We start from the raw sequence: 19597 nt of genomic DNA on the forward strand, positions 1-19597 counted from the left end.
ATACGAAGCCGCCGCCCCCGCACCCAAACACCCACCACCGCCGCATTTTCCGCACGTCTGACGCATACCTCGGTCGTTGACAGGATTCCGCCGTGGGCTATATACTGACGAGGCTGGGTGGCTTGCCGGGGCGAACGGCGGCTACCTCGGGTTCAAGTTTATAGCTTGGCGAAGTAGCCGTTTTCCGTGCTTACCGGGAGCGGCTATTTCACTTTCTGGCCCTTACGGTCAGATCAATCACCGCAATAATCACGAGGACGAATGTCAGCAATTGCGTCCAAGTAACCATGGCAACCTCTGTCGACATGACCCAGCGCGCTTTCGCGGTAGCCTTCGATAACCTGGCAATCCTCCGCGCGCTCTTGCAGAAGGCAGAGTGGCGAATGCAACTCGCTACGGGGATAATCGTGAAGTATTCTTTGAGTCGTGCTACAATGCAGGAGAAGGCGATTGCCGCGGCTACGGCGACCGCTCCACGAATTGACTAGTATTTCGTGGTTGGAGGGTCGCCTTTAGCTACTCGGCTGAGGGCGGCTCTTTCCTCTTTTCTACCATTTCGAACCGTAAGCGGCGATGGAAAGCCACCGCCGAAGATCGTTCGAAAGGTAGATTCTCATGCTCGCGAAGGTCTGTTCTGTTTTCACCGGGTACTCCAAGGGCGATTTCGTCTCTGAGGACGGCGAGGTCATCGATTGGTGCAACGCCGCCTTCTCCGTCCCCGGCACCGCCGACATGCTCCTCCTCAAGGTCAACCAGAAGGAGGTCGAGCCTGACGAGCTGAAGCCCTACCGTGCTAACTTCCTGCTCGTGGACTTCCGCTTCGACAAGAAGTACAACACCTACAAGGGCTACATCGTCAAGGTGTTCCCCAGCGAGGCCGCCATGAACGCCGACCCCCTGGGCGTCCCCGACGAGCTGCGCGACGATCGCAAGGCCCCTGCTCCCGCCCCGGCGAGCAAGTAGGCCCGCCATGCCACGAATTCAAACGGACGTGAGGCTCGATCAGGCCACCGCCGAGTTCGGCCCCTACGTGGACTCCTACTGGCGCGACTATGACTCGGATCCGGTCTACGCCGCCTTCGTCCAGGCCTGGTACATCGACCAGACGGGGAACCTCCTCGGCATCTCGAACCACTGCGCCGCCCCGACCGCCGAGGTGGCCGGGTTCTTCCAGGACGTCGTCATGGGCATGTTCGACGCGCCCATGGCCGAGGTCGAGGAGGTGGCTTGAGATGGCCTGGAACCGCAAGGGCGTTACCTACGTCGTGACCCCCGATCCCTGGTATGAGGTTGACGGTGATCTCCTGATCGATCTCCCTGTGTCCGGGAAGCCCATGGATGGCTTCCGCTTCAACGATTTCGTTGCCGCCGCCGAGATAGCGAGAACTACGGAGGGCTGCGTGGTCTCGATCTTCCAGGAGACCAAGACTCTGCACGGCGGCTACATGGCCCGTCTCCTTTGGCAGGAGGTGCGCGATGAGTAGGGTCTTCGAGGACGATTTCGGATGGCGCGCCCGCTTCGATGAGCGTCCCGACGGCACCGTCCACGGCGTGGTCGTTACCGCAGATCGCAAGATCATCTGGGACAGGGAGTTCCCCGACATGGATACGGCCCTCTCGCACTTCCGGCTGATCTACCCGAACTTCCAGGAGGTGGCTTGAGATGGCAGATTACCAGCAGTCCCTTTTGGAGTCCGCCGAGCTTTTGGAGGACATGGCGGGCAAGTTGAGACCGTCTCAGATGGCAGCGTTCGTGCTGTCCCTCTCGGCGACGGTCAGCAACGAGTGCAACGTCCGCCAGAAGAAGGTTCTGAAAGATCTGGACAAGCTGACCAAGGAGAGGGAGGTGCAACGTGGATGAGAACGCCGCCGCTTCGCTGGCGCTGGATGCTTACCAGGCTCTTGAGGGCATTGGCGAGGACGTGGCCCAGATAAAGGCCGGAAACTCGGACGTCCTCGCCGCCATCGAGTCTTTGCGCCAGACCGAGGTCGAGGGCTTCCGGCAGCTGATTGTCCGCGATGCAGAGCTGGCGATCGCGACCGACGCCCCCGACGATTCCGGCAACTGGGTGACCACGGTCACCTCCGAGACCGAGGTTCCCCCCGATTTCTTCTCCCACCTCATGGGCTTCCAGTACATGCAGACCGTGTTAATGGTCTTCCTGCTGGTCGCCTTTCTGCTCAACCTGGGCGCGACCCTCTGGCTCGCGTTCTCCGACAAATGGAGGTCTTAGATGGATGCCGTTCTTGACGTTCTGCTCGTTCTGTCTCTCGCTGGCGTGTTTGCTTACGCTTTCGCTGTCTATGAGGCGCTGAAGATCATGTGCGCCTGGGCCAAGGCCCGCTGGCGCGACGAGTGGGGCAAGCGCCCCCTCATCCTGAAGCTGCCGCCCTGGGCCTTGACCGCCGTCCTCGTCCTCTGCTTCCTGGCGGTGGCCCTGTGACGCCCGACATTCTCTCGGCCTACCAGGTGGAGGGGTTCCTCGAATGGGCCTCCTCCTTCTTCGGGGCCGTTCCGATTGGATTCCTGCTGGCTATGTTCCTAGGCTTGCTGGCTTTCGGAATAAGTGGGGCCTTCCGCCTCGCGCAACGTCTCTTCCGTTCGTAGTTACCAAGGAGAAAGGAAATGGAAATGGAGACCATCACCACCGCCATCGGCACCGCCATCACGTCCCTGTCCACCAACATCCAGACGATGATCGGCACCAACCTGCCCGCCCTGCTCGGCGTCGCCGCGATCTTCATCGCCATCCCCGCCGTCTGGGGCCTGGTGAAGCGCTTCTGCCGCTAGTCCGGCTCTGGCGTACCGTCCGGCTGGGGGAGGCTTCGGCCTCCCCCTTTTCCTTTTAGATTGGAGGTGTGAAGTATGGAAGTCCCCAGGTTCGCGGCGGTCGGCCTCTCCCTAATGCTGGCCGCTAACTGCTTCATGCCGTGCTATACTCTCGCCTATGCGGACGAGTCCCAGGAGGTGGAGAATGGCGAGGTACGATTGGCAGATGACGGACGAGGAGAGAAAGCAGGCTCGGAGGGACAAGAGGATTCGGAGCCTGAAATGGACTCTCCTAGTGGTGGCGCTCCTTCTCCTGGCGGCGCTTTGGATGGTTCTTCAGAGGACTACGATAGTGATAGCGGGCGGAACGCTCTCGATACCCGGCCTGACCTCTTAGGGGGCGACAATGGATCCTATGTCCTCGGCGGTGATAGCGTCGGGCCTGATCTCGTTTCAGAATTCGGACTTTCCGGAAATGGTGAGTACTATTCTGGGAGCAGCATTGATGATAGTTCTTTACAAAATATATCTGAAATACAAGAAGTGAACTACGACAATCAGATAGCACTCGCCGCTATCCCAGCGCTTCCGGCGTCTTTGGTTAATGCTCTTAGTTGGATTGGTGCTTATAATTCAACCAAAGATGCTGTTGCTCAATTTTTATCTTGGTTTACTGGCTCAAATAAAGAAGATCAGGCGATTATCGCGACCACTGGCGCGACCTACGGCGTCCTGAACGCTTTTGCTCAAAGGGCCGACGATGATTTGGGCGGCATCCGCTCCTACCTCTACCGTATCGACAACTGGCTGAACATGGACAACCACGGCAAGCGGTTGCAGAGCATCCTTGATTCCCTGCGCCAGCAGTGGGGCTACAATTACGGCACCGGGAACACCGTCGTGGTTCATTCCAACTCCCCCGCCGGGTGGCTCCAAGCGGCATCCAATCGCCTGAACTACAACGGTTCCCTCGTCGGCGGCGATGCCGGGGACTACTCGGCTGCCCGCCTTTTGGCCCGCATCCATAACAGCCAGTACGGCATCGTGACTTACGCCGAGACCGGGGGTACCGCCGTCCGCTCGACCGTCGGCATTTTGGGCTACCTCTCCAACTTGACCTATTACAACGGCCTCAAGCTGAACGAGATCAGGAGTCTTGAGAAATACCAGGGTTCTTTGAACGGCTCCTCCGTGGACGACGTTTACGGCACCGCCCGCCTCCTCGCCCGCCTGTTCAACATGAACTATCAGGAGATCACCTACGCCGAGACGGGCACGACGGCCTACCGCTCCACCGCGGGTATTCTCGGCTATATGGCTAATCTGACCTATTTTAACGGTCTCAAGCTGAACGAGATTCGCAGCCTTGAGAAGTACCAGGGTTCCCTGAACGGCGAGGACGTGGACAGCGTTTACGGCACCGCCCGACTCCTCGCGCGCCTGTTCAACATGAATTACCAGGAGGTGACCTATGCCGAGACGGGCACGACGGCCTACCGCTCCACGGCTGGCATACTCGGCTACATCGCCAACCTGACCTATTACAACGGCGGGAAGATCGATACGTTCTCCAATATGACTTCCAAGGGATTCTCGGACGTATTGGACAAGCTCGGGAGTCTCTCCGTCTCCGTCGAGGTCGATTTCTCCGGCGTCGAGTCCCGGCTGGACTCGATAATCCGCCTTCTGACCGTCGCCGGGGTCGTGGAGAACGCCAAGGACGTGCTGGACGCCATATTCGGGGATATGTCCCTCGATGTTACCGACGCTGCGGCCTCTGCTGTTGGCAGCGCCATCCAGAATGCCTTCCCCTTCTGCGTCCCCGCCGTCCTCAAGCAGATTCTGGGCCTCCTCCAGGCCGACCCGGCTCCGCCGGAGTTCCACTTCGACTTCTGGGGCGCGCCGCTGGACTTCGGGTTCTCCGACTGGCAGGGGCTGGCCGACATGACCTCCTGGCTCTCCCGGATCGGCTTCGCGGTCATGTTGTTCGCGAACTCCCGCCGCTTCGTCTACTCGGGGGGTGTCGCAGGTGATTAGCGCTCTCCTCGATACCGTCTTAGGCTCGGCCCTTAACCTCCTGTTGCTGGTGATAGGGCTGCTCCCCGCCGTGGACGCGTCCTCCCTCCCCATCGCCGTCCCCGATTCCGTCCGGGGCGTCCTCTCGGCCCTCAACTGGTTCGTCCCCATCGGCGACCTGATAACCATACTCACCGTCTGGATAGGCCTCCTGATCGCCGCCAACGTCGCCATGATAATCTGGTCTGCGGTCAGGGCCGCGAAGGGGTGATCTCGAATGATAATGCTCTACTCCGGCACTCCCGGTTCCGGCAAGTCCCTTCACACCGCCCGCGACATACGCGACTCGTTGGGGGCCAGGCGCCGCCCCGTGATAGCCAACTTCGACATTAACCCGAGGACGAGGGGCTACCGCGAGCGGTTCACTTATAGGCCGAACTGCGATCTCACGCCGGACTTCCTCTTCGAGTTCGCGGAGGGGTACTGGAAGGGCCGCAAGGTGCGCGAGGACGCCATCCTGCTCGTCATAGACGAGGCCCAGCTGGTGTTCAACTCGCGCACCTGGCAGGACAGGGGCGGCTCCCAGAAGAGAATGGACTGGATAGAGTTCTTCTCCCAGCATAGGCACTTCGGCTACAAGGTCGTGCTCATCGCTCAGTTCGACCGCATGATAGACAGGCAGATCAGGAGCCTCGTGGAGATCGAGGTGAACCACCGCAAGCTGGCCAACTTCGGCCTCAAGGGCCTCCTGCTCTCGCTGCCCTTCGGTGGCAAGCTCTTTTGCGCCGTGTCGTACTACTACGGCCTCAAGGAGAAGGTCGGCACAACGTGGCTCCTCCCCCGGAGGGCCTACTTCCGCCTGTACGACAGCTACAACCGATTCGAGCAGGCCTAGGGCGCGCGGGGCGGGGCGAGGGGCAGGGGGTTCCCTGCCCCGGCCCGCGCGCCCCCGCCGCTTCTGAGGGCCGTGCTGCCGTGCGGACGGGGGTTTGTGCTGTGTACTATTCTTCTCTGAGTATAACTGCTGCAGTAGTCGGCTTCTCGGGCGCTCCTGCGCCCCCGGGGCCGCGCCAGCGGCCCTATATTAACTTGATTAAGTCACACAATTGAACCAGCCCCAGGTCAGGGGCGAGGAGGTACAAATGAGCATCGTAGGCCCGAGGAAGTACCTGAAGGAAATCGACTGCGGTACGACGGTTGTCTACCGCCATTGCCCCTTCGAGCCTCCCACGGAGGCGAGAATCAAGCGAATCGACAAGGAGCATTACGTTGTCAAGTCCACCGCCGAGCTTCGGCGCTACTCGCCGCGCTCCGAGACCAAGGGAGACAACCTGCACTCCGTGCGTCAGTCCTTCAACCGCCTGAAGTCGGTCATCAACGCCAACGTGCGCGGCAACGATTGCGTGAGGTTCCTCACTCTCACCTACGCCGAGAACATGACCGACAACGCCCGCATATCCTCCGACTTGCGCCAGTTCTTCAAGCGGCTCCGCAAGATGTACGGCCCCATGGAGTACCTGTACGTCAAGGAGCGCCAGGCCCGCGGGGCGTGGCACATGCACTGCGTGCTGTTCTTCGACGGCCCGGCCCCGTACATGGCGAACACCGAGGACGACCACCCCGTGCGCGACGCCTGGGGCCACGGCTTCGTCAACGTCCAGGGGTTCAGCGGCGACATAAACAACCTCGGGAACTACCTGTGCGCGTATCTCACCGACGACGACCAGCTGGGAAAGAAGGGCGCGAGGCTCGCGAACTACGAGAGCGGCATACGCCTCTACAACTGCTCGCGGGGCATATCCCGCCCGCGCGAGTCGCGCGTGTCCTGGGAGGACTACGTGGAGCACGTGACCAGCCCGAACGTCTACCTGGTGAGCGAGGGCGACTCCTCGTTCACCGACGGCGACGGGAGGCCCGCCAAGGTGGTCAATCAGGTTTTCATCGAGAGATAGACAATCCGCCGCCCCTCGGGGCGGCTCGGTATACCCGTTCTGGCATCTTAGCGCGTTGTACTCTTTGTGGCATGACCACGACTCAGAAACTGCGCGGCCGGATGCGGCGGAGGCGAGATCGCGGATGAGCTGGATGTGGCGCGACCACGGGTCTCTTACGAAAAAGCGCGGCGGCTGATGCCGCTCCCGCCACGGTGCCGGATGAGGGACGATTGGAGGAAGAAATGGAGAAGTACGCCGGAATAGACATCGCCAAGAGAACGCACTGGATGTGCGTCACCGACGGCGAGGGCCGCTTCCTGATGGAGCCGAGGCCCTACGGAAACGACGCCGACGGCCTGTCCCGCATGGTCGCAGACCTGGACCTGTGCGGCGGCGACGTGGCCGTGGGCATGGAGTCCACGGGCTGCTACTGGCGGAGCTGCTATAAAGTCCTCGCCGAGGGCGGCTACCCCGTCTCGGTCATCAACCCCGTTGTGACCTGCGCGGAGCGCAAGTCGGGCAATTTGGGCCGCGCCAAGACGGATAGGGTGGACTGCCTCGTGGTCGCCGACGCGCTGCGCAAGCAGGGCATAGCGCCCACGCCCTCGCCTGATGCCGACGCCGCCCAGTTGCGCGACCTGTGCCGCTTCCGCCGCGCGGTCTCGGAGTCGATGTCGCGCGCCAAGATTCAGGCGGTGGCGCTCCTCGACCAGGTGTGGCCCGAGTACGGCAAGCTGTTCTCGGACAAGTTCGGGGACTCCTCCCGAGCGGTGCTTCGCCGCTTCGCCCTGGACGAAATGGACGCCGACGGCCTGGCCGACGACCTGCGCGGCGCGAGCAGGAACCGCTTCGGCGCGGCCAAGGCCTCCGACGTTCTGGAATCGCTCCGCTCCACCTGCGGCGTCCCCGCCACCGACGCCCTGCGGCTGCAATTGCGCCTCCTGCTCGACCAGCTTGACTTCTGCGCCGCCCAGCTCGCCGAGATCGACGCCGAGGCCGACTCCCTCCTGGACGCCGTGGCCCCGACGCTTCCGACCGTCCCCGGCGTGGGCCGCGCCACCGCCGCCCAGATAGCCGCCGAGGTCGGCGACGCGACGAGGTTCCGCGACGCCAAGGCGCTAGTTGCCTACGCGGGCCTCGACCCCACCCGCCGACAGTCGGGCGGCTTCGATCCTGACCGTAACCGCATCAGCAAGCGCGGCAGCGCCCACTTGCGCCGCTCTCTCTACATCGCCGCCCAGGCTTCGCTTCGCGCCGACTGCGAGTTCCGCGATTTCTACGATCGCCTCCGGGCCAGGGGCTACTCGCACCGCTACGCCGTCTGCGCCGTGGCGCGCAAGATGCTCTGCGTGTGCTGGGCGCTCATGCGCTCGGGCGAGGAGTACAGCCGGGACAGGCACCGGGCAAGGGGAAAGGCCCCCGAGGGGGCCTCTCCGGTCGATGCGGGCTAGGCCTCGTGGACGAGCCAGCCTCCCGTCTCCGTGCGGATGATGTTGTATCCCACGGCCTCAAGGGCGTCGGTGAGCGATTCCAGCTGGTCGGGGTCGTAGATGATCGGAAGCCCCTCGTCCACATCGTGGAGGGCGTACCACATGGCCCCGGCGTCGTCGTACTCCGTCCACTCGCCCCGAAGCTCTGCGGCGTCGGCCTCCTGGTCGATCTCCTGCTCGTCGTGCCAGTCGATGATGGCGGCCAGCGCGGATTTGCTGAAGTGCTTCAGGCCCTCCCAGGAGGAGAGGTCTTCGACGGTCGCTGCGATGTAAAGCATGGGATGCCCCTTTCGTTCCGTGGAGAGAGGCCCTCTGCCTCGCTCCTGATGGGGCGTCCGGCTCACGGGGCGGGCGGCGCGTCAAGGCTTCCCGGAGGAAAAGTTTTTTCACACTGAATTTCCGTTGAAAAAGAAAAAAGTTTTCCTCGCCTTGACGCGCAGTTCGCCCCGTGAGATCGTGCGCTTCATCTGGTGCGATGCATAGGGCCGTCCTCGGACGGGAGGGGCCTTCCAGGTCTCGCAAGTTTGACCGTCGGGGTCATCTCTGACCGTGCGGCTCGGAAAAAAGTTCTTGACAAAATGATAGCTGGTCTCTGAGCAATTCCCTGATCAGCCCTACAATGGCCGTTACCATGGTTGCCAGTTTGACTGAAGCGCACTCCTACTCGTGGAGTTGGCTTTTGGCCCAGCCCTCGTCGATGGCGGCGTTGCACTGCGCGTCGAGGAGGGCGGCGCACTCCTCGGGGGTCGTCTTGCCCATGAGCAGGTCGTGGATGCCGGTGTAGAAGACATCGCGCACCGTCTGGGTGTCGGGGCTGCCGCCCGTGAAATCCCATACGTTATCGGCATTGGCGCGGAACAGATCGTAGGAGGGGATATCGGCGCCATAGCGATCGGACACGCGCTTGCTCGCCGGTATCGCGCCCGCCGCATAGTCGAGCCAGCGCTCATCGGTGTACACATAGGAAAGGAAATCCTTCGCCACCTGCAGCTTCTCGGCGTCGCCGTTGTCGAAAACCTGAAAGCCCGAGGCGAAGGCGGTGGCGCTGCCGTCCGCATCGGGCCCCGGGAAGTTCACGAGCCCCACCGTGTCGCCATAGCGCGTGATGGAGGCGTTGTTCACCATGTAGATGGCCAGCTGCCCCTGGCGGAACAGGCTGGAGCAGTCCTCGATCTCCAAATTCTCCGCATGGGGCGGGAACCAGCCGCGGCCCACGCCCTCCTGGATCCACCTCAGCGCCGCTATGCCCTCGGGCGCCGAGAGGTTGAAATGCCCCGTGTCGTCGTAGATGCTAGATCCGGCGGAGCGCAGAAGCGTCACGATATGGGTGTCGCCTTGGGAGCTGCCCGCGTACATCATCATCGGGAAGCTTCCTTCGGGAAGCGAAGCGGCGAGCGCGTCCAAAATGCGCGTCCACTCGTCCAGCGACCAGGCGGTGATCTTCCCTTCGGCGACGAACTCCCCAAGCCCCGCGTTGCGGAACATCTCCTTGTTGTAGGCAAGCACGTTCTGGCGCGCCAGATAGGGCATCATATATGCGCGGCCCTCCACCACGCCCATGTTCCACAAGTCGTCGAAGAGATCGTCGCGGATAGCCGGGGCGACAACGTCGTCCAGCGGCACGACGCGCCCGGTGCGAATGTAGGTGGAGATATTGAAGTAATCGCCGTAAAGCACATCCGGCGCCTTGTCCGTGTCGAACGACCCCTTGACGGCCTCGTCGTACTGGTTCTGCTCGAAGACGACGACCTCGACGTCGACGGGCCTCTCGTAGTCGCGTTGGAACCCCTCGGCCATGCCCTGAATGACCGTTTCCACCTGGCTGATGGAGTCGTCGAAGACGACGTCGTGCCCCGTGCGGGGCACCTTGATCACCAGACGAACGGGCGCGGCACCCGTGAAGGGCAGGCTGTTGCAACCGGCGAGGGACAGCGTCCCTGCGGCCGCAAGGAAGGCCGCTCCCGCGCAGAAGGCGCGGCGGGTCATGCCGCGACGAGGGATCGGCGGCACGACGCTTTGCGTCGGCGGAAATGCCGGCTCGATCATCCCGCGATGTATTCTGCGGCTCTCGCTACTCATGAGGCACCGCCCTTCCGAACGGCCTCGAGCTTTTGCAGCATGACCGTCACGTTCAAAGGCTTGCTGAGGAAGTCGTCCATGCCCGATGCCAGAGCGCGATTGCGATCTTCGGCGAACGTGGAGGCCGTGCAGGCGAAGATGCGCACCGTCTTGGCATCGGCTCGCTTCAGATCGCGGATCGCACGAGAGGCCTCGTAGCCGTCCATGACCGGCATCTGGGCGTCCATGAGGATGGCCGCGAAATGCCCCGCCGGCGATTCGGAGAACAGGCGCACGGCCTCCTCGCCGTTTTCGGCCACGGTGATGGAGAAGCCCTCCTCGGTGAGGATGGACGAGATGATGTCGGCGTTCAGCTCGTTGTCCTCGGCCACGAGGATCTCGACGGGCGCCCGAGCGGCTTCGACACCAGACGGCGAGGAGACGGCCCGAACGGCTCCGGGGGCCCCGGGGGCTTCGACGGTTTCGGCGGTTTCGGCCTCCACCTTTTCCGCGCGTTCTACGCCTCCCACGCCTTCCGCGCCTTCTGCACTCGACGAAATCAGCGAGGGCGCCTGGGCAGGCGTCAGCCCATCACCATTCGCGACAGTAGGAAGCGTCACGATGACGGTGAAGCAGGAACCGCACCCCGGCTCGCTTTCCACCGTGATGGAGCCGCCCATCTGCGTCATGAGCAGGTAGCTGATGGACATGCCCAGCCCCGTGCCCTTCTGGGAATCGCTGTTGCGGTTGCGCTCTTGCGTGAAGGCGTCGAAGACGTGCTCGGCGAACTCCTTGGTCATACCGCAGCCGGTATCGGCGATCGACACCGTGAGCACGGCCTCATTCCCCGACGCGTACACCGCCTCGTGCACCTTCATGGAGATGCGGCCGCCCTCGGGCGTGAACTTCACCGCATTCGACAGGATGTTCATGAGAACCTGCGACAGGCGCACCTCGTCGCCTCGAAGCCACGGGTGCTCGACCGTGCGCGACAGCTCGAAGCGGATCCCGCGGTCAGCCATGGGCCCGCGCTGCATCTCGCAGACATTGTCGACCAGCGCGTTCACGTCGAAAGGCTCGCTCGTCAAATCAACCTTGCCGGCCTGCAGCTTCGACATGTCCAGGATGTCGTTCACGAGCGATAGCAGGTACTGGGCGGCCTTGCCGAGCCGATTCACGTAGTCGCGCATGGCGGTGGCGTCGTCCACGTGCCGCTCCATCAGATGGTTCAGGCCGATGATGCCGTTTAAGGGCGTGCGGATCTCGTGGCTCATGTTCGAAAGGAACTCCGTGCGCGCGACGGCCTCCGCCCGAGCCTGGATCGACTGCCTCATGAACCGGTAGATGACCGCCAGCATGATGGAGATGACCGCCACCATGGCCCCGAGCATGCCCACCGTCATGGCGATAAAGGGGGCGAAGCGCTGGCTGAACACCTCCGTCGGAACCGTCATGATGAACGACCACTCGGTACCTGCGACCGGCGCGAAGGACATGACGAGATCCTCGCCGGCGCTCGTCGTGCAATTGATGACGAAGCTCTCGCCCGCGGCGATGTTGCGGCGGATGTCCTCCACCGTGACGCCGTCGTCGATGCGCCCGGCCTCGAGCGTGTCGTAGAAGTTGTCGCGCCCGGCGAGGTCGGTGGCAGGGCTGGCGCTCACGATGTAATAGCCCCGCGCGTTCACGACCGAGGAAACGCCCTGACCGTCGAAGCTCTCGATGACCAGCTGGCTGGAGATAGTGGACAAGTCGCTGCGGGCGAGCATGGCCACGAAGGTTCGCCCGCCGATTTCCGTATCGGGCAGGCGGATGCCGAAAATGAGAGACTCCTTGGTGGTTTCCAGCCGGCCGTTCTCGTCGTCGTAGAGCATGGCGAAGTGCTCGCGCCCGTCTTCCATAAGCTCGTCGTAGGCGTGCTCGTCGGCACCGAGGCGCACGTACGAGCTGCTGTAGAGCGTGCCGTCGGCTTCCATGAGATAGACCGCGTTGAACATGGCCGACGAGGCCGCCTCCAAGTTCAGCTGCTCCTGGGCCTCGTGCACCGTCTGCACGTCGTAGACCTCGAGGCGGTCGGCCACCGAGCCCAAGCGCGCGTAGCAATTGTTCAGCGTGCCCTCGATGGTCTCCACATCGTGGCGGGATATCTCGTCCACGGAGGTCATGAGGTTGCCGGCGACCGTCGCGGAGAGTTGGGCCAGGTAGACGCAGACCGCGACGACGATGACGACCGCCGCGGCCGATACGATGGCAATGTACTTTCTGCGCTCCAAAAGCCGTCCTTGTGCATGCTTGTTATTCCTGCGTCAGTTTATCACTGAAAACAAGCGGTCACGAGAACGTAACTCGACGGTGAACTTGAAAGGGCCCGCAACCCAACCGTAGGGGGCGACCTTGGTCGCCCCTCTCAGGCGAGATCAACGTGCTTGACGAGGGCGAACCGAGGTTCGCCCCTGCGAGAAGGAGCTTTCGAGTTCCTTGATGGCGGCGTAGAAGCGCTCGTTTTGGGGCGTGGGGATGCCATGGGCCGCGCCCAGGCGGTTGATGGTGCCCGAGAAGAGCTCCACCTCCGTGGGACGGCGCGCCAGCACATCCTGGCGCAGGCTCGGCAGACCCTCCGGGTTCAAGTGGTCGATGATATCGAGCCAGTAGGCCACGTCCTCTTCGGTGAGACCCACGCCTTCCGCCCGGCCCACCGCCGCCACCTCGCGCATGGCGGCGATCATGGCCTCGCGCGCCTCGCCGGGTGCGTGGATGCCGCTGAAGCAGCAGTCGTAGACGGCACAGGCCTGGTTCACCCCCACGTTGCAGATGAGCTTGCCCCACAGCTGGTGCCGGATGTCATCCGGCGTGATGAAGGGCTGGTCGATGGCGGTGAGCCATTCCGCGACGCGCTCGAGGTTCGCCCGCTGGGCCGCGTCCTGGGCATCGTGGACGCCCAGGGCCATCACGCCCACGCAGCCGGCGGTCACCGTGGCGCCCACCTTGCGGGAGTCCATCTGCTGGGCGACGCACAAAAGGACGCGATCCCACCCGAAGCGCTCGGCGAGCACTTCCTCGCTCGTGACGCCGTTGAGCACCGAGATGATGGCAGTATCGGGGCCGACGAGCGGCGCCGACTGCTCGATGGCCTCGGGCAGCGCGCCGTACTTCACGGCGTACAAGACGACATCGAAGGGATCCTCCGCGGCGCGCTCGGCAGCCTCATCGTAGGTCAGATAGGTGACGCGGATGGGCTCGCCGTTGAACGTGGCGGCCTCGGCGCGATAGCGCTCGGTGCGGGCCGTATCGGCGACCACGAAAACGCGCTCGGGCCCCATGGCGGCCCCGAAGCAGCCGGCATACATGGCCCCCAGCGACCCGAACCCGACAATGGCGATATTTTCAATAGGCTTCATAGGAGCCTCCTTGCTATTCAACGATGGCAATGCGCAGCGGGAACACGGGGCGCCTTGACCGAGCGAGTTCCGCAGATGGTATCGAAGGCGCAACGACGCAGGGAAAAGGCGACCTTGGGCCTTCGATACCATCGAGGACTGTCTGAGCGAATCAAGGTGCCCCGTGGTCCCGCCCCCCCGAGGAGTCGCTACTGCATATCTTCCAAACGTCCGTGTTTCTCGTAGCGGGTGACGCGGGCGATGCGGTTGTCGTCATCCACGAACACCACGCGCGGGGCGTTGTCGGGATCGGCGAACTCCTCGGGGGTCATCTGCGCGTAGCACATGATGATGACCTTGTGCCCCGGCTCCACGCAGTGGGCCGCCGCGCCGTTCACGCAGATCATGCCGCTTCCCGGCTCGCCGGCGATGACGTAGGTCTCGAAGCGGTTGCCGTTGTCGATATCGACGACCTGCACCTTCTCGTACTCCAAGATGCCCGCCGCGCGGGCAAGCTCGGTGTCCACGGTGATGGAGCCGACATAGTCGAGCTCGGCCTGCACTACCCGGGCGCGGTGGATCTTCCCCTTCAGGACGTTCAGCAGCATGGGCTATTCCCCTTCCTCGTACAGGAAGTTGTCGATGAGGCGCGTGCTCCCGATGTAGACGGCCATGGCCACGAGCGCCATGGCGCCGATGGCGTCGGTCGGCTGCATGGTCACACCGTCGACGACTTCCACGTAATCGATGCGCGCGAGCGGCTCGGCCTCGATGATGCCGCCCATGAGCGCCTTGAGCGCCGCGGCGTCGCGCTCCCCCGCCTCCACGGCCGCCTTCCCGGCGAAGATGGCCCGCGACAGCACGAGGGCCGCCTGGCGCTCCTCCGCGCTCAGGTAGGCGTTACGCGAGCTTTTGGCCAGACCGTCAGCCTCGCGCACGATGGGACAGCCGACGACGGTCACGTTCATGTTCAAGTCGGCCACCATGCGCTTGATGATGGCGAGCTGCTGGGCGTCCTTCTGCCCGAAAAAAGCGCGATGCGGCTGCACGATGTTGAAGAGCTTCGTGACCACCGTGCACACGCCGCGGAAGTGCCCCGGGCGCGAGGCGCCGCACAGCGAGTCGGTGAGCGTTTCCATGACCACGAAGGTGTTGTGGGCCGGGGCGTACATGTCGTCCACTTCCGGGTGGAAGACGACGTCGACGCCGTGGCGCTCGCAGATGCGCGCATCGCGCTCGAGATCGCGCGGGTAGGCCTCGTAGTCCTCGCCCGGTCCGAACTGGATGGGGTTGACGAATACCGAGACGACGACGCGGTCGCTCGCCGCGCGGGCGGCGTCCATGAGGCTCTCGTGGCCCTCGTGCAGCGACCCCATGGTGGGCACGAGCCCGATGGAGAGCCCCTCGGCCTTCCAGGCGGCCGCGCGGGCCTTCATGTCCGCAACAGTGCGAATGATCTCCATGGCCGGCCTCCTAGAGGTTTTCCAGCACGCCCGCAGGGGCGGCGTAGGTGTGCTCGGCGGCGGGGAACGAGCCGTCCTTCACGGCGGCATCGTAGGCGCGGTAGGCCTCGAGCATGACGTCGCCCACCTCGGCGAAGCGGCGCACGAACTTCGGCGTGAAGTCGTGGAACATGCCGAGCATGTCCTGGTTCACGAGCACCTGGCCGTCGCAGCCCGCGCCGGCGCCGATGCCGATGGTGGGGATGGTCAGCTCCGCCGACACGCGTTCGGCGAGCTCGGCGGGAATGGCCTCGAGGACCACGGCGAAGGCGCCGGCCTCCTCCACGGCATGGGCATCCTCCAGAAGCTTGCGGGCCGAGTCGGCCGTCTTGCCCTGCACCTTGAAGCCGCCCAGCGCGTTGATGCCCTGGGGCGTAAGGCCGATATGGGCGCATACGGGGATCTGGCAGTCGACGATGGCACGGATGCGGTCCGCCACTTCCACACCGCCTTCCAGCTTCACGGCGTTGGCGCGCGCCTCTTTCATGAGGCGGCCGGCGTTCACCACCGCGTCGTGGACGCTGGACTGATACGACATGAAGGGCATATCGACGACGACGAGCGCGTTCTTCGTGCCGCGGGCCACAGCGGCCCCGTGGTGGATCATGTCCTCCATCGTCACCGACACAGTGTCGCCCAGACCGAGCATGACGTTGCCGAGCGAGTCGCCGACGAGGATGGAATCAATGCCGGACTCGTCCACGAGCCGTGCCGTGGTGTAGTCGTAGGCGGTGATCATCGAGATCTTCTTGCCCTCGGCCTTCATTTTGAGAAACGTCGATACGGTAACACTCATGGTTACTTCCTTTCGATCCTGTCGCCCCGGGCCCTCCCGGGTGCAACGGTATCCTTCACTGGCGCGTATTATAAGCTCTGACGCCGGCGCAGCATCCCGAAATGTTGGTGATTTCGATCAGATTTGCCGATACTGCCATTCTTGCGATCTATAAGAAAGCCGGCTGCGACCCGCGCCCCCACAAGAGGTCGACGTTGGCGCGCGTCGCGGATCGCGCCGGGACGCGGATCGGCTCAGATACTCGCAGACGCCGGAACATGGGCCAAACCAAGCCCTCGCCGGCGCCCGAGCTAGGACGCGAGCTCCTTGAGGCGCGCCACTTCCTCTTCCGCGAGCGGACGCGAGGCGCCCCGGGGCAGATCCCCCAGGACGAGCGGGCCGAAGGCCTCGCGGTGCAGGGCGATCACCGGATGCCCCACGGCTTCCAGCATGCGACGCACTTGACGGTTGCGGCCCTCGCGCAGGCGCACTTCCACGTAAGATCCCCTGGCGGCCAGCGCGTCGCGGCCGCGCTTGCCCCCGTGGCGCTGGCGGTACCCGCTGGCTCCGGCCCCCTCGCCGATAAGCTGCGCGGCCCGGCGGCCATCGGCGCCCTCGAGCACGCGCACGCCCGCTGGCAACGTGAGACCGTCGTCCAGCAGAACCCCTTCGCGCAAGCGCCGCACGTCGCCCGCATCGGGCACCCCTTCCACCAGGGCCAGATACGTCTTCTCCACGTGGCGTCGCGGGTGCAGAAGCCCATGGCCCAGCTGTCCGTCGTCGGTGAACAGCAGAAGCCCCGTAGTGTCGGTGTCCAGCCGCCCCACGGGGAAAAGCCCCGGATGGGCGAGCAGCTCGTCGGCCATGAGCGCAGCCACGGTGGGGCGCCCCTGGGGATCGCTCATGGTGGTCACGTAGCCGGCGGGCTTGTGCAGCAGGAACGTGGCGTTCTCCTCGGGCAGCGCGACGGGCGCGCCGTCCACGGCCACCATGTCCGCAGCAGGATCAACCTTCACGCCCATCTCGGTCACCCGCGCGCCGTTCACGGTCACGCGGCCAGCTGCGATCAGCTCCTCGGCATGGCGCCGCGAGGCCACCCCGGCCCGAGCCAGAAACTTCTGCAACCTCATTTCGGCCATGGCGGGGGACCTACTCGTCGTCGGTCTCGAAGACGAGGGAGTCGAAGTCGATCTTGTCGACGACGCCTAGCGTGGATGCGATGACGCAAGCGAACATGGCGTCGGCGTCTGCGGTGCCGAGCGCGTCGGCGGCAGCGCCGGGCACGGCGATGCGGGCAGCTCCAGTATCCGCACCATCCCCAGCAGCCTCGGCAGCCTCGTCGTCCTCAATCTTCGCTCGACCAGCTGCTATCGCTGCCGCTTCCTCCCCGCGCTCCCCCTCCAGGGCGTCCGCGAGCACCTCGGCCGCCGCATCCGTGCCCTGGGCCAGCTCCTCGTCAGATAGCATGGCCTCGCCGTCGTCGGCCTCGAAGTCCTCGCCCATGAGCGCGCGGGCCATGGTGCGGGCCTGCTCGTCGGAGACAACCGCGTCCTTGCGCGTGGCCGACAACCGCTCCGTGATGAGCCGACGCGTCTCCGCATCGGGCGCGAAATCGGCCAAATCGGGCAGGTCGGCAGGGCTGCGCAGACCGAACTTCTCCAGAAAGCCCCGGGTCGTGCCGTAGAGCACCGGGTTGCCTGGCGCGTCTTCTGTACCCACCTCGCGCACGAGCCCCTTCTCCACCAGCGAGTTGATGGAGCTGTCGGAGTTCACGCCGCGCACCGAGGCCACCCCGGCACGGGTCACCGGCTGAGTATAGGCCACGATGGCCAGCGTCTCCATGGCCGCCGCGGAAAGCTTGCGCGTGTCCCAGGACAGCACGTACTTCTCGATGAGCTCGTGGTAGGCCGGATGCGTGAACAAACGCCAGCCGCCGGCCACTTCGCGCAGCTGGATGCCGGAGCCGCGGGCCTCCAGATCATCCCGCAGCCGCACGAGCGCCGCCTCCACCGCGCCCACCTCGCACTCGAGCATCTCGGCAAGCGCGATGGTACCCACGGGCTCGTCGGTCACGAAGAGCATCGCCTCCAGGGCGCCCGCCAGCTGGTCTTCCTGCAATCCTTGAAACATGTGCCTCTACTCCTCCCCCACCGACGTGAGGGCGTCGTCGCCTTCCAAACGCAAATCGCCCGAATTCTCGATGTAGTCGATCGCGATATCGCCGAACAGCTCGTCCTGCTCGAGCCTCACCATGACGCGCTTGTACAGCTCGAGGATGGCCAGAAACGTCACTACCGCCACATCCTTGGGGGTGCCCGGGCCCACAAGCTGCGAGAAACGCAGGTGCTTGGCCGTGCGAATGCGCTGATGAATGGCGCGCACGTGCACCTCCACGGGAATGGGCTTGGCGGCAATGTGCTCGCTTTCCAGCAGGAACACCTCACGGCGCGCAAGGGCCGCGGCCGCCTGATAGGCCAGCGCGTCCAGCGACACCCCTTCCAGGAAGTCAGGCATGAGGCCGAGGAAGTCGGCATCAGGGCCGAAGGGGCGCGTGTGCATGCGACCCTCGGCGATGAAGCGGTTGTGGAGCACCGCGGCGGCGTTCTTGAACTTCTTGTATTCCATGAGGCGCTCGACCAGCATATCGCGGGCCTCGGAGGGCGCGAGCTCCGCCAAGTCGTCGTCAAGCTCGTCGCGCTCGCGCGGGATGAGGCTTTGGGCCTTGATCTCGAGCAGCGTAGAGGCCACCAGCAAAAAGTCGCTCGCCACGTCCAGATCGAGGGTCTCCATGCGCGACACCTCGGCGAGGTACTGGTCGGCGATCTCGGTGATGGAGATAGCGCCGATATCCACCTTCTGGCGGCTCACGAGGTAAAGCAGCAGGTCGAAGGGGCCCTCGAAGCTGTCGATGCGGACTTTGTAGGACATGGGCGGCGCCGTCTCTTAGGAGAAAAACGGCGGGAACATGAAATCGAACAGATTGCCGGCCGTGACCCCCAGATACCACGAGAACGGGTTGAAGTTGAACACGTAGGGCAGCACCACGATGGCGATCATGAACACGGGGAAGGCGTACTGCTGGATCTGGTAGTACTTCGGCAGGTACTTCGGCGGCAGCAGGATGGCGAAGATGGATGAGCCGTCCAAAGGAGGGATGGGCAGCAGGTTGAAGAACATAAGGTACAGGTTGATGAGAGCGAACGTGGGCAGGAACATCACGTAGAAGTAAGCGAACAGCTCGTTGTTGGCGAAGGTGGGGTTGCTGACGAGCCCCGAGCAGCCCCACGCCACCGCAGCGGCCAGCGCGGCCATGGCGAGGTTGGCGGAAGGCCCGGCCAAACCCACAATGACATCGTCGCGGCGCGGATCCTTGAAGTAGCGCGGATTGTAGGGCACGGGCTTCGCGTAGCCGAACACCGGCCAGCCCATGACCATGAGCAGAAGCGGCAGAATGACCGTGCCGAAGGGGTCGATGTGCTTGAGCGGGTTCAGCGAAAGGCGTCCGGAGCGCTTAGCCGTGGGATCGCCCAGCTTGTAGGCCGCATAGCCGTGGGCAACCTCGTGAAGCACGAGAGCCAGGATGAAGCTCAGCACCGAGCAGATGATGTAGGGAAGGTTAACCATAGCGCATAAGTGTAGCGCACCGCGCGCCCTCATCATCGCGCCGCTTTCCAA

General features: G+C 63.9%; 25 protein-coding genes. 14 read left to right on the forward strand and 11 right to left on the reverse strand.

What is annotated here, in order from left to right; all coding sequences use genetic code 11:
- Nucleotides 1-615 precede the first annotated feature (615 nt).
- The 14 genes from NE591_RS05605 (at nt 616) to NE591_RS05670 (ending at nt 8171) form a co-directional block, all read left to right on the forward strand.
- A complete protein-coding gene (locus NE591_RS05605) occupies nt 616-963 on the forward strand; it encodes a hypothetical protein (RefSeq protein ID WP_173113319.1) in 348 nt (115 codons plus the stop codon).
- Nucleotides 964-970: 7 nt separating this feature from the next.
- Nucleotides 971-1231 carry a hypothetical protein gene (locus NE591_RS05610; RefSeq protein WP_173113322.1) on the forward strand — a complete coding sequence of 87 codons (261 nt, stop codon included), beginning with the start codon at nt 971-973 and terminating at the stop codon, nt 1229-1231.
- Between the two features lies 1 nt (nt 1232).
- Entirely contained in the window at nt 1233-1484 is a 252-nt protein-coding gene (locus tag NE591_RS05615; protein ID WP_227070176.1) for a hypothetical protein, read from the forward strand.
- Nucleotides 1477-1662, forward strand: a complete 186-nt coding sequence (locus tag NE591_RS05620; RefSeq protein WP_173113329.1) for a hypothetical protein — start codon at nt 1477-1479, stop codon at nt 1660-1662. The genes NE591_RS05615 and NE591_RS05620 overlap by 8 nt, the downstream gene beginning before the upstream one ends.
- A gap of 1 nt (nt 1663) precedes the next feature.
- Nucleotides 1664-1861 (forward strand): hypothetical protein, encoded by a 198-nt coding sequence (locus tag NE591_RS05625; RefSeq protein WP_173113332.1) that lies wholly within the window; start codon nt 1664-1666, stop codon nt 1859-1861.
- Nucleotides 1854-2234, forward strand: a complete 381-nt coding sequence (locus tag NE591_RS05630) for a hypothetical protein (RefSeq protein ID WP_173113336.1) — start codon at nt 1854-1856, stop codon at nt 2232-2234. The genes NE591_RS05625 and NE591_RS05630 overlap by 8 nt, the downstream gene beginning before the upstream one ends.
- The gene (locus NE591_RS05635) at nt 2235-2444 is read left to right on the forward strand and encodes a hypothetical protein (protein ID WP_173113339.1); all 210 of its coding nucleotides are present in this window, start codon (nt 2235-2237) and stop codon (nt 2442-2444) included.
- 182 nt (nt 2445-2626) lie between these two features.
- On the forward strand, nt 2627-2791 hold the full coding sequence (locus NE591_RS05640) for a hypothetical protein (protein WP_173113342.1): 165 nt from the start codon (nt 2627-2629) through the stop codon (nt 2789-2791).
- 184 nt (nt 2792-2975) lie between these two features.
- Nucleotides 2976-3167 (forward strand): hypothetical protein, encoded by a 192-nt coding sequence (locus NE591_RS05645; RefSeq protein WP_173113344.1) that lies wholly within the window; start codon nt 2976-2978, stop codon nt 3165-3167.
- A 368-nt stretch (nt 3168-3535) separates the two neighbouring features.
- Nucleotides 3536-4807, forward strand: coding sequence for a hypothetical protein (locus NE591_RS05650; protein WP_173113347.1), 1272 nt, complete (start codon nt 3536-3538; stop codon nt 4805-4807).
- The gene (locus NE591_RS05655) at nt 4800-5057 is read left to right on the forward strand and encodes a hypothetical protein (protein WP_173113350.1); all 258 of its coding nucleotides are present in this window, start codon (nt 4800-4802) and stop codon (nt 5055-5057) included. Before NE591_RS05650 ends, NE591_RS05655 begins: the two co-directional genes overlap by 8 nt.
- 6 nt (nt 5058-5063) lie before the next feature.
- Complete coding sequence (locus NE591_RS05660; protein WP_173113353.1) at nt 5064-5681, forward strand: zonular occludens toxin domain-containing protein; 618 nt, start codon at nt 5064-5066, stop codon at nt 5679-5681.
- A gap of 247 nt (nt 5682-5928) precedes the next feature.
- Nucleotides 5929-6738 carry a hypothetical protein gene (locus tag NE591_RS05665; protein ID WP_173113356.1) on the forward strand — a complete coding sequence of 270 codons (810 nt, stop codon included), beginning with the start codon at nt 5929-5931 and terminating at the stop codon, nt 6736-6738.
- A 224-nt stretch (nt 6739-6962) separates the two neighbouring features.
- Nucleotides 6963-8171: an IS110 family transposase gene (locus NE591_RS05670; RefSeq protein WP_173113359.1), complete on the forward strand. Its 1209-nt coding sequence runs from the start codon at nt 6963-6965 to the stop codon at nt 8169-8171.
- Here NE591_RS05670 and NE591_RS05675 read toward each other — a convergent pair.
- The 11 genes from NE591_RS05675 to NE591_RS05725 all read right to left on the reverse strand — a co-directional run bounded on the left by NE591_RS05675 (nt 8168) and on the right by NE591_RS05725 (nt 19546).
- Complete coding sequence (locus NE591_RS05675) at nt 8168-8488, reverse strand: hypothetical protein (RefSeq protein WP_173113362.1); 321 nt, start codon at nt 8486-8488, stop codon at nt 8168-8170. The two genes, NE591_RS05670 and NE591_RS05675, sit on opposite strands and share 4 nt — an antisense overlap.
- A gap of 382 nt (nt 8489-8870) precedes the next feature.
- The gene (locus tag NE591_RS05680; RefSeq protein WP_173113365.1) at nt 8871-10289 is read right to left on the reverse strand and encodes an ABC transporter substrate-binding protein; all 1419 of its coding nucleotides are present in this window, start codon (nt 10287-10289) and stop codon (nt 8871-8873) included.
- Nucleotides 10286-12541, reverse strand: a complete 2256-nt coding sequence (locus NE591_RS05685) for a hybrid sensor histidine kinase/response regulator (protein WP_256156448.1) — start codon at nt 12539-12541, stop codon at nt 10286-10288. Before NE591_RS05685 ends, NE591_RS05680 begins: the two co-directional genes overlap by 4 nt.
- Before the next feature lie 144 nt (nt 12542-12685).
- Nucleotides 12686-13666 carry a ketopantoate reductase family protein gene (locus tag NE591_RS05690; RefSeq protein ID WP_161959527.1) on the reverse strand — a complete coding sequence of 327 codons (981 nt, stop codon included), beginning with the start codon at nt 13664-13666 and terminating at the stop codon, nt 12686-12688.
- A gap of 188 nt (nt 13667-13854) precedes the next feature.
- On the reverse strand, nt 13855-14253 hold the full coding sequence (gene panD, locus NE591_RS05695) for an aspartate 1-decarboxylase (RefSeq protein ID WP_114549693.1): 399 nt from the start codon (nt 14251-14253) through the stop codon (nt 13855-13857).
- A gap of 3 nt (nt 14254-14256) precedes the next feature.
- Nucleotides 14257-15108 (reverse strand): pantoate--beta-alanine ligase, encoded by an 852-nt coding sequence (gene panC, locus NE591_RS05700; RefSeq protein ID WP_114549692.1) that lies wholly within the window; start codon nt 15106-15108, stop codon nt 14257-14259.
- Nucleotides 15109-15118: 10 nt separating this feature from the next.
- Entirely contained in the window at nt 15119-15943 is an 825-nt protein-coding gene (panB, locus tag NE591_RS05705; protein WP_114549691.1) for a 3-methyl-2-oxobutanoate hydroxymethyltransferase, read from the reverse strand.
- A 290-nt stretch (nt 15944-16233) separates the two neighbouring features.
- The gene (locus tag NE591_RS05710; RefSeq protein WP_173113376.1) at nt 16234-17061 is read right to left on the reverse strand and encodes a pseudouridine synthase; all 828 of its coding nucleotides are present in this window, start codon (nt 17059-17061) and stop codon (nt 16234-16236) included.
- A gap of 10 nt (nt 17062-17071) precedes the next feature.
- Complete coding sequence (gene scpB / locus NE591_RS05715) at nt 17072-18052, reverse strand: SMC-Scp complex subunit ScpB (RefSeq protein WP_231699483.1); 981 nt, start codon at nt 18050-18052, stop codon at nt 17072-17074.
- A gap of 6 nt (nt 18053-18058) precedes the next feature.
- Nucleotides 18059-18850 carry a ScpA family protein gene (locus NE591_RS05720; RefSeq protein WP_173113380.1) on the reverse strand — a complete coding sequence of 264 codons (792 nt, stop codon included), beginning with the start codon at nt 18848-18850 and terminating at the stop codon, nt 18059-18061.
- A gap of 15 nt (nt 18851-18865) precedes the next feature.
- Nucleotides 18866-19546, reverse strand: a complete 681-nt coding sequence (locus NE591_RS05725) for a site-2 protease family protein (RefSeq protein ID WP_173113383.1) — start codon at nt 19544-19546, stop codon at nt 18866-18868.
- Between the last annotated feature and the right edge of the window lie 51 nt (nt 19547-19597).

The organism is Adlercreutzia sp. DFI.6.23 (assembly GCF_024462535.1).
Taxonomy (GTDB): domain Bacteria; phylum Actinomycetota; class Coriobacteriia; order Coriobacteriales; family Eggerthellaceae; genus Adlercreutzia; species Adlercreutzia rubneri.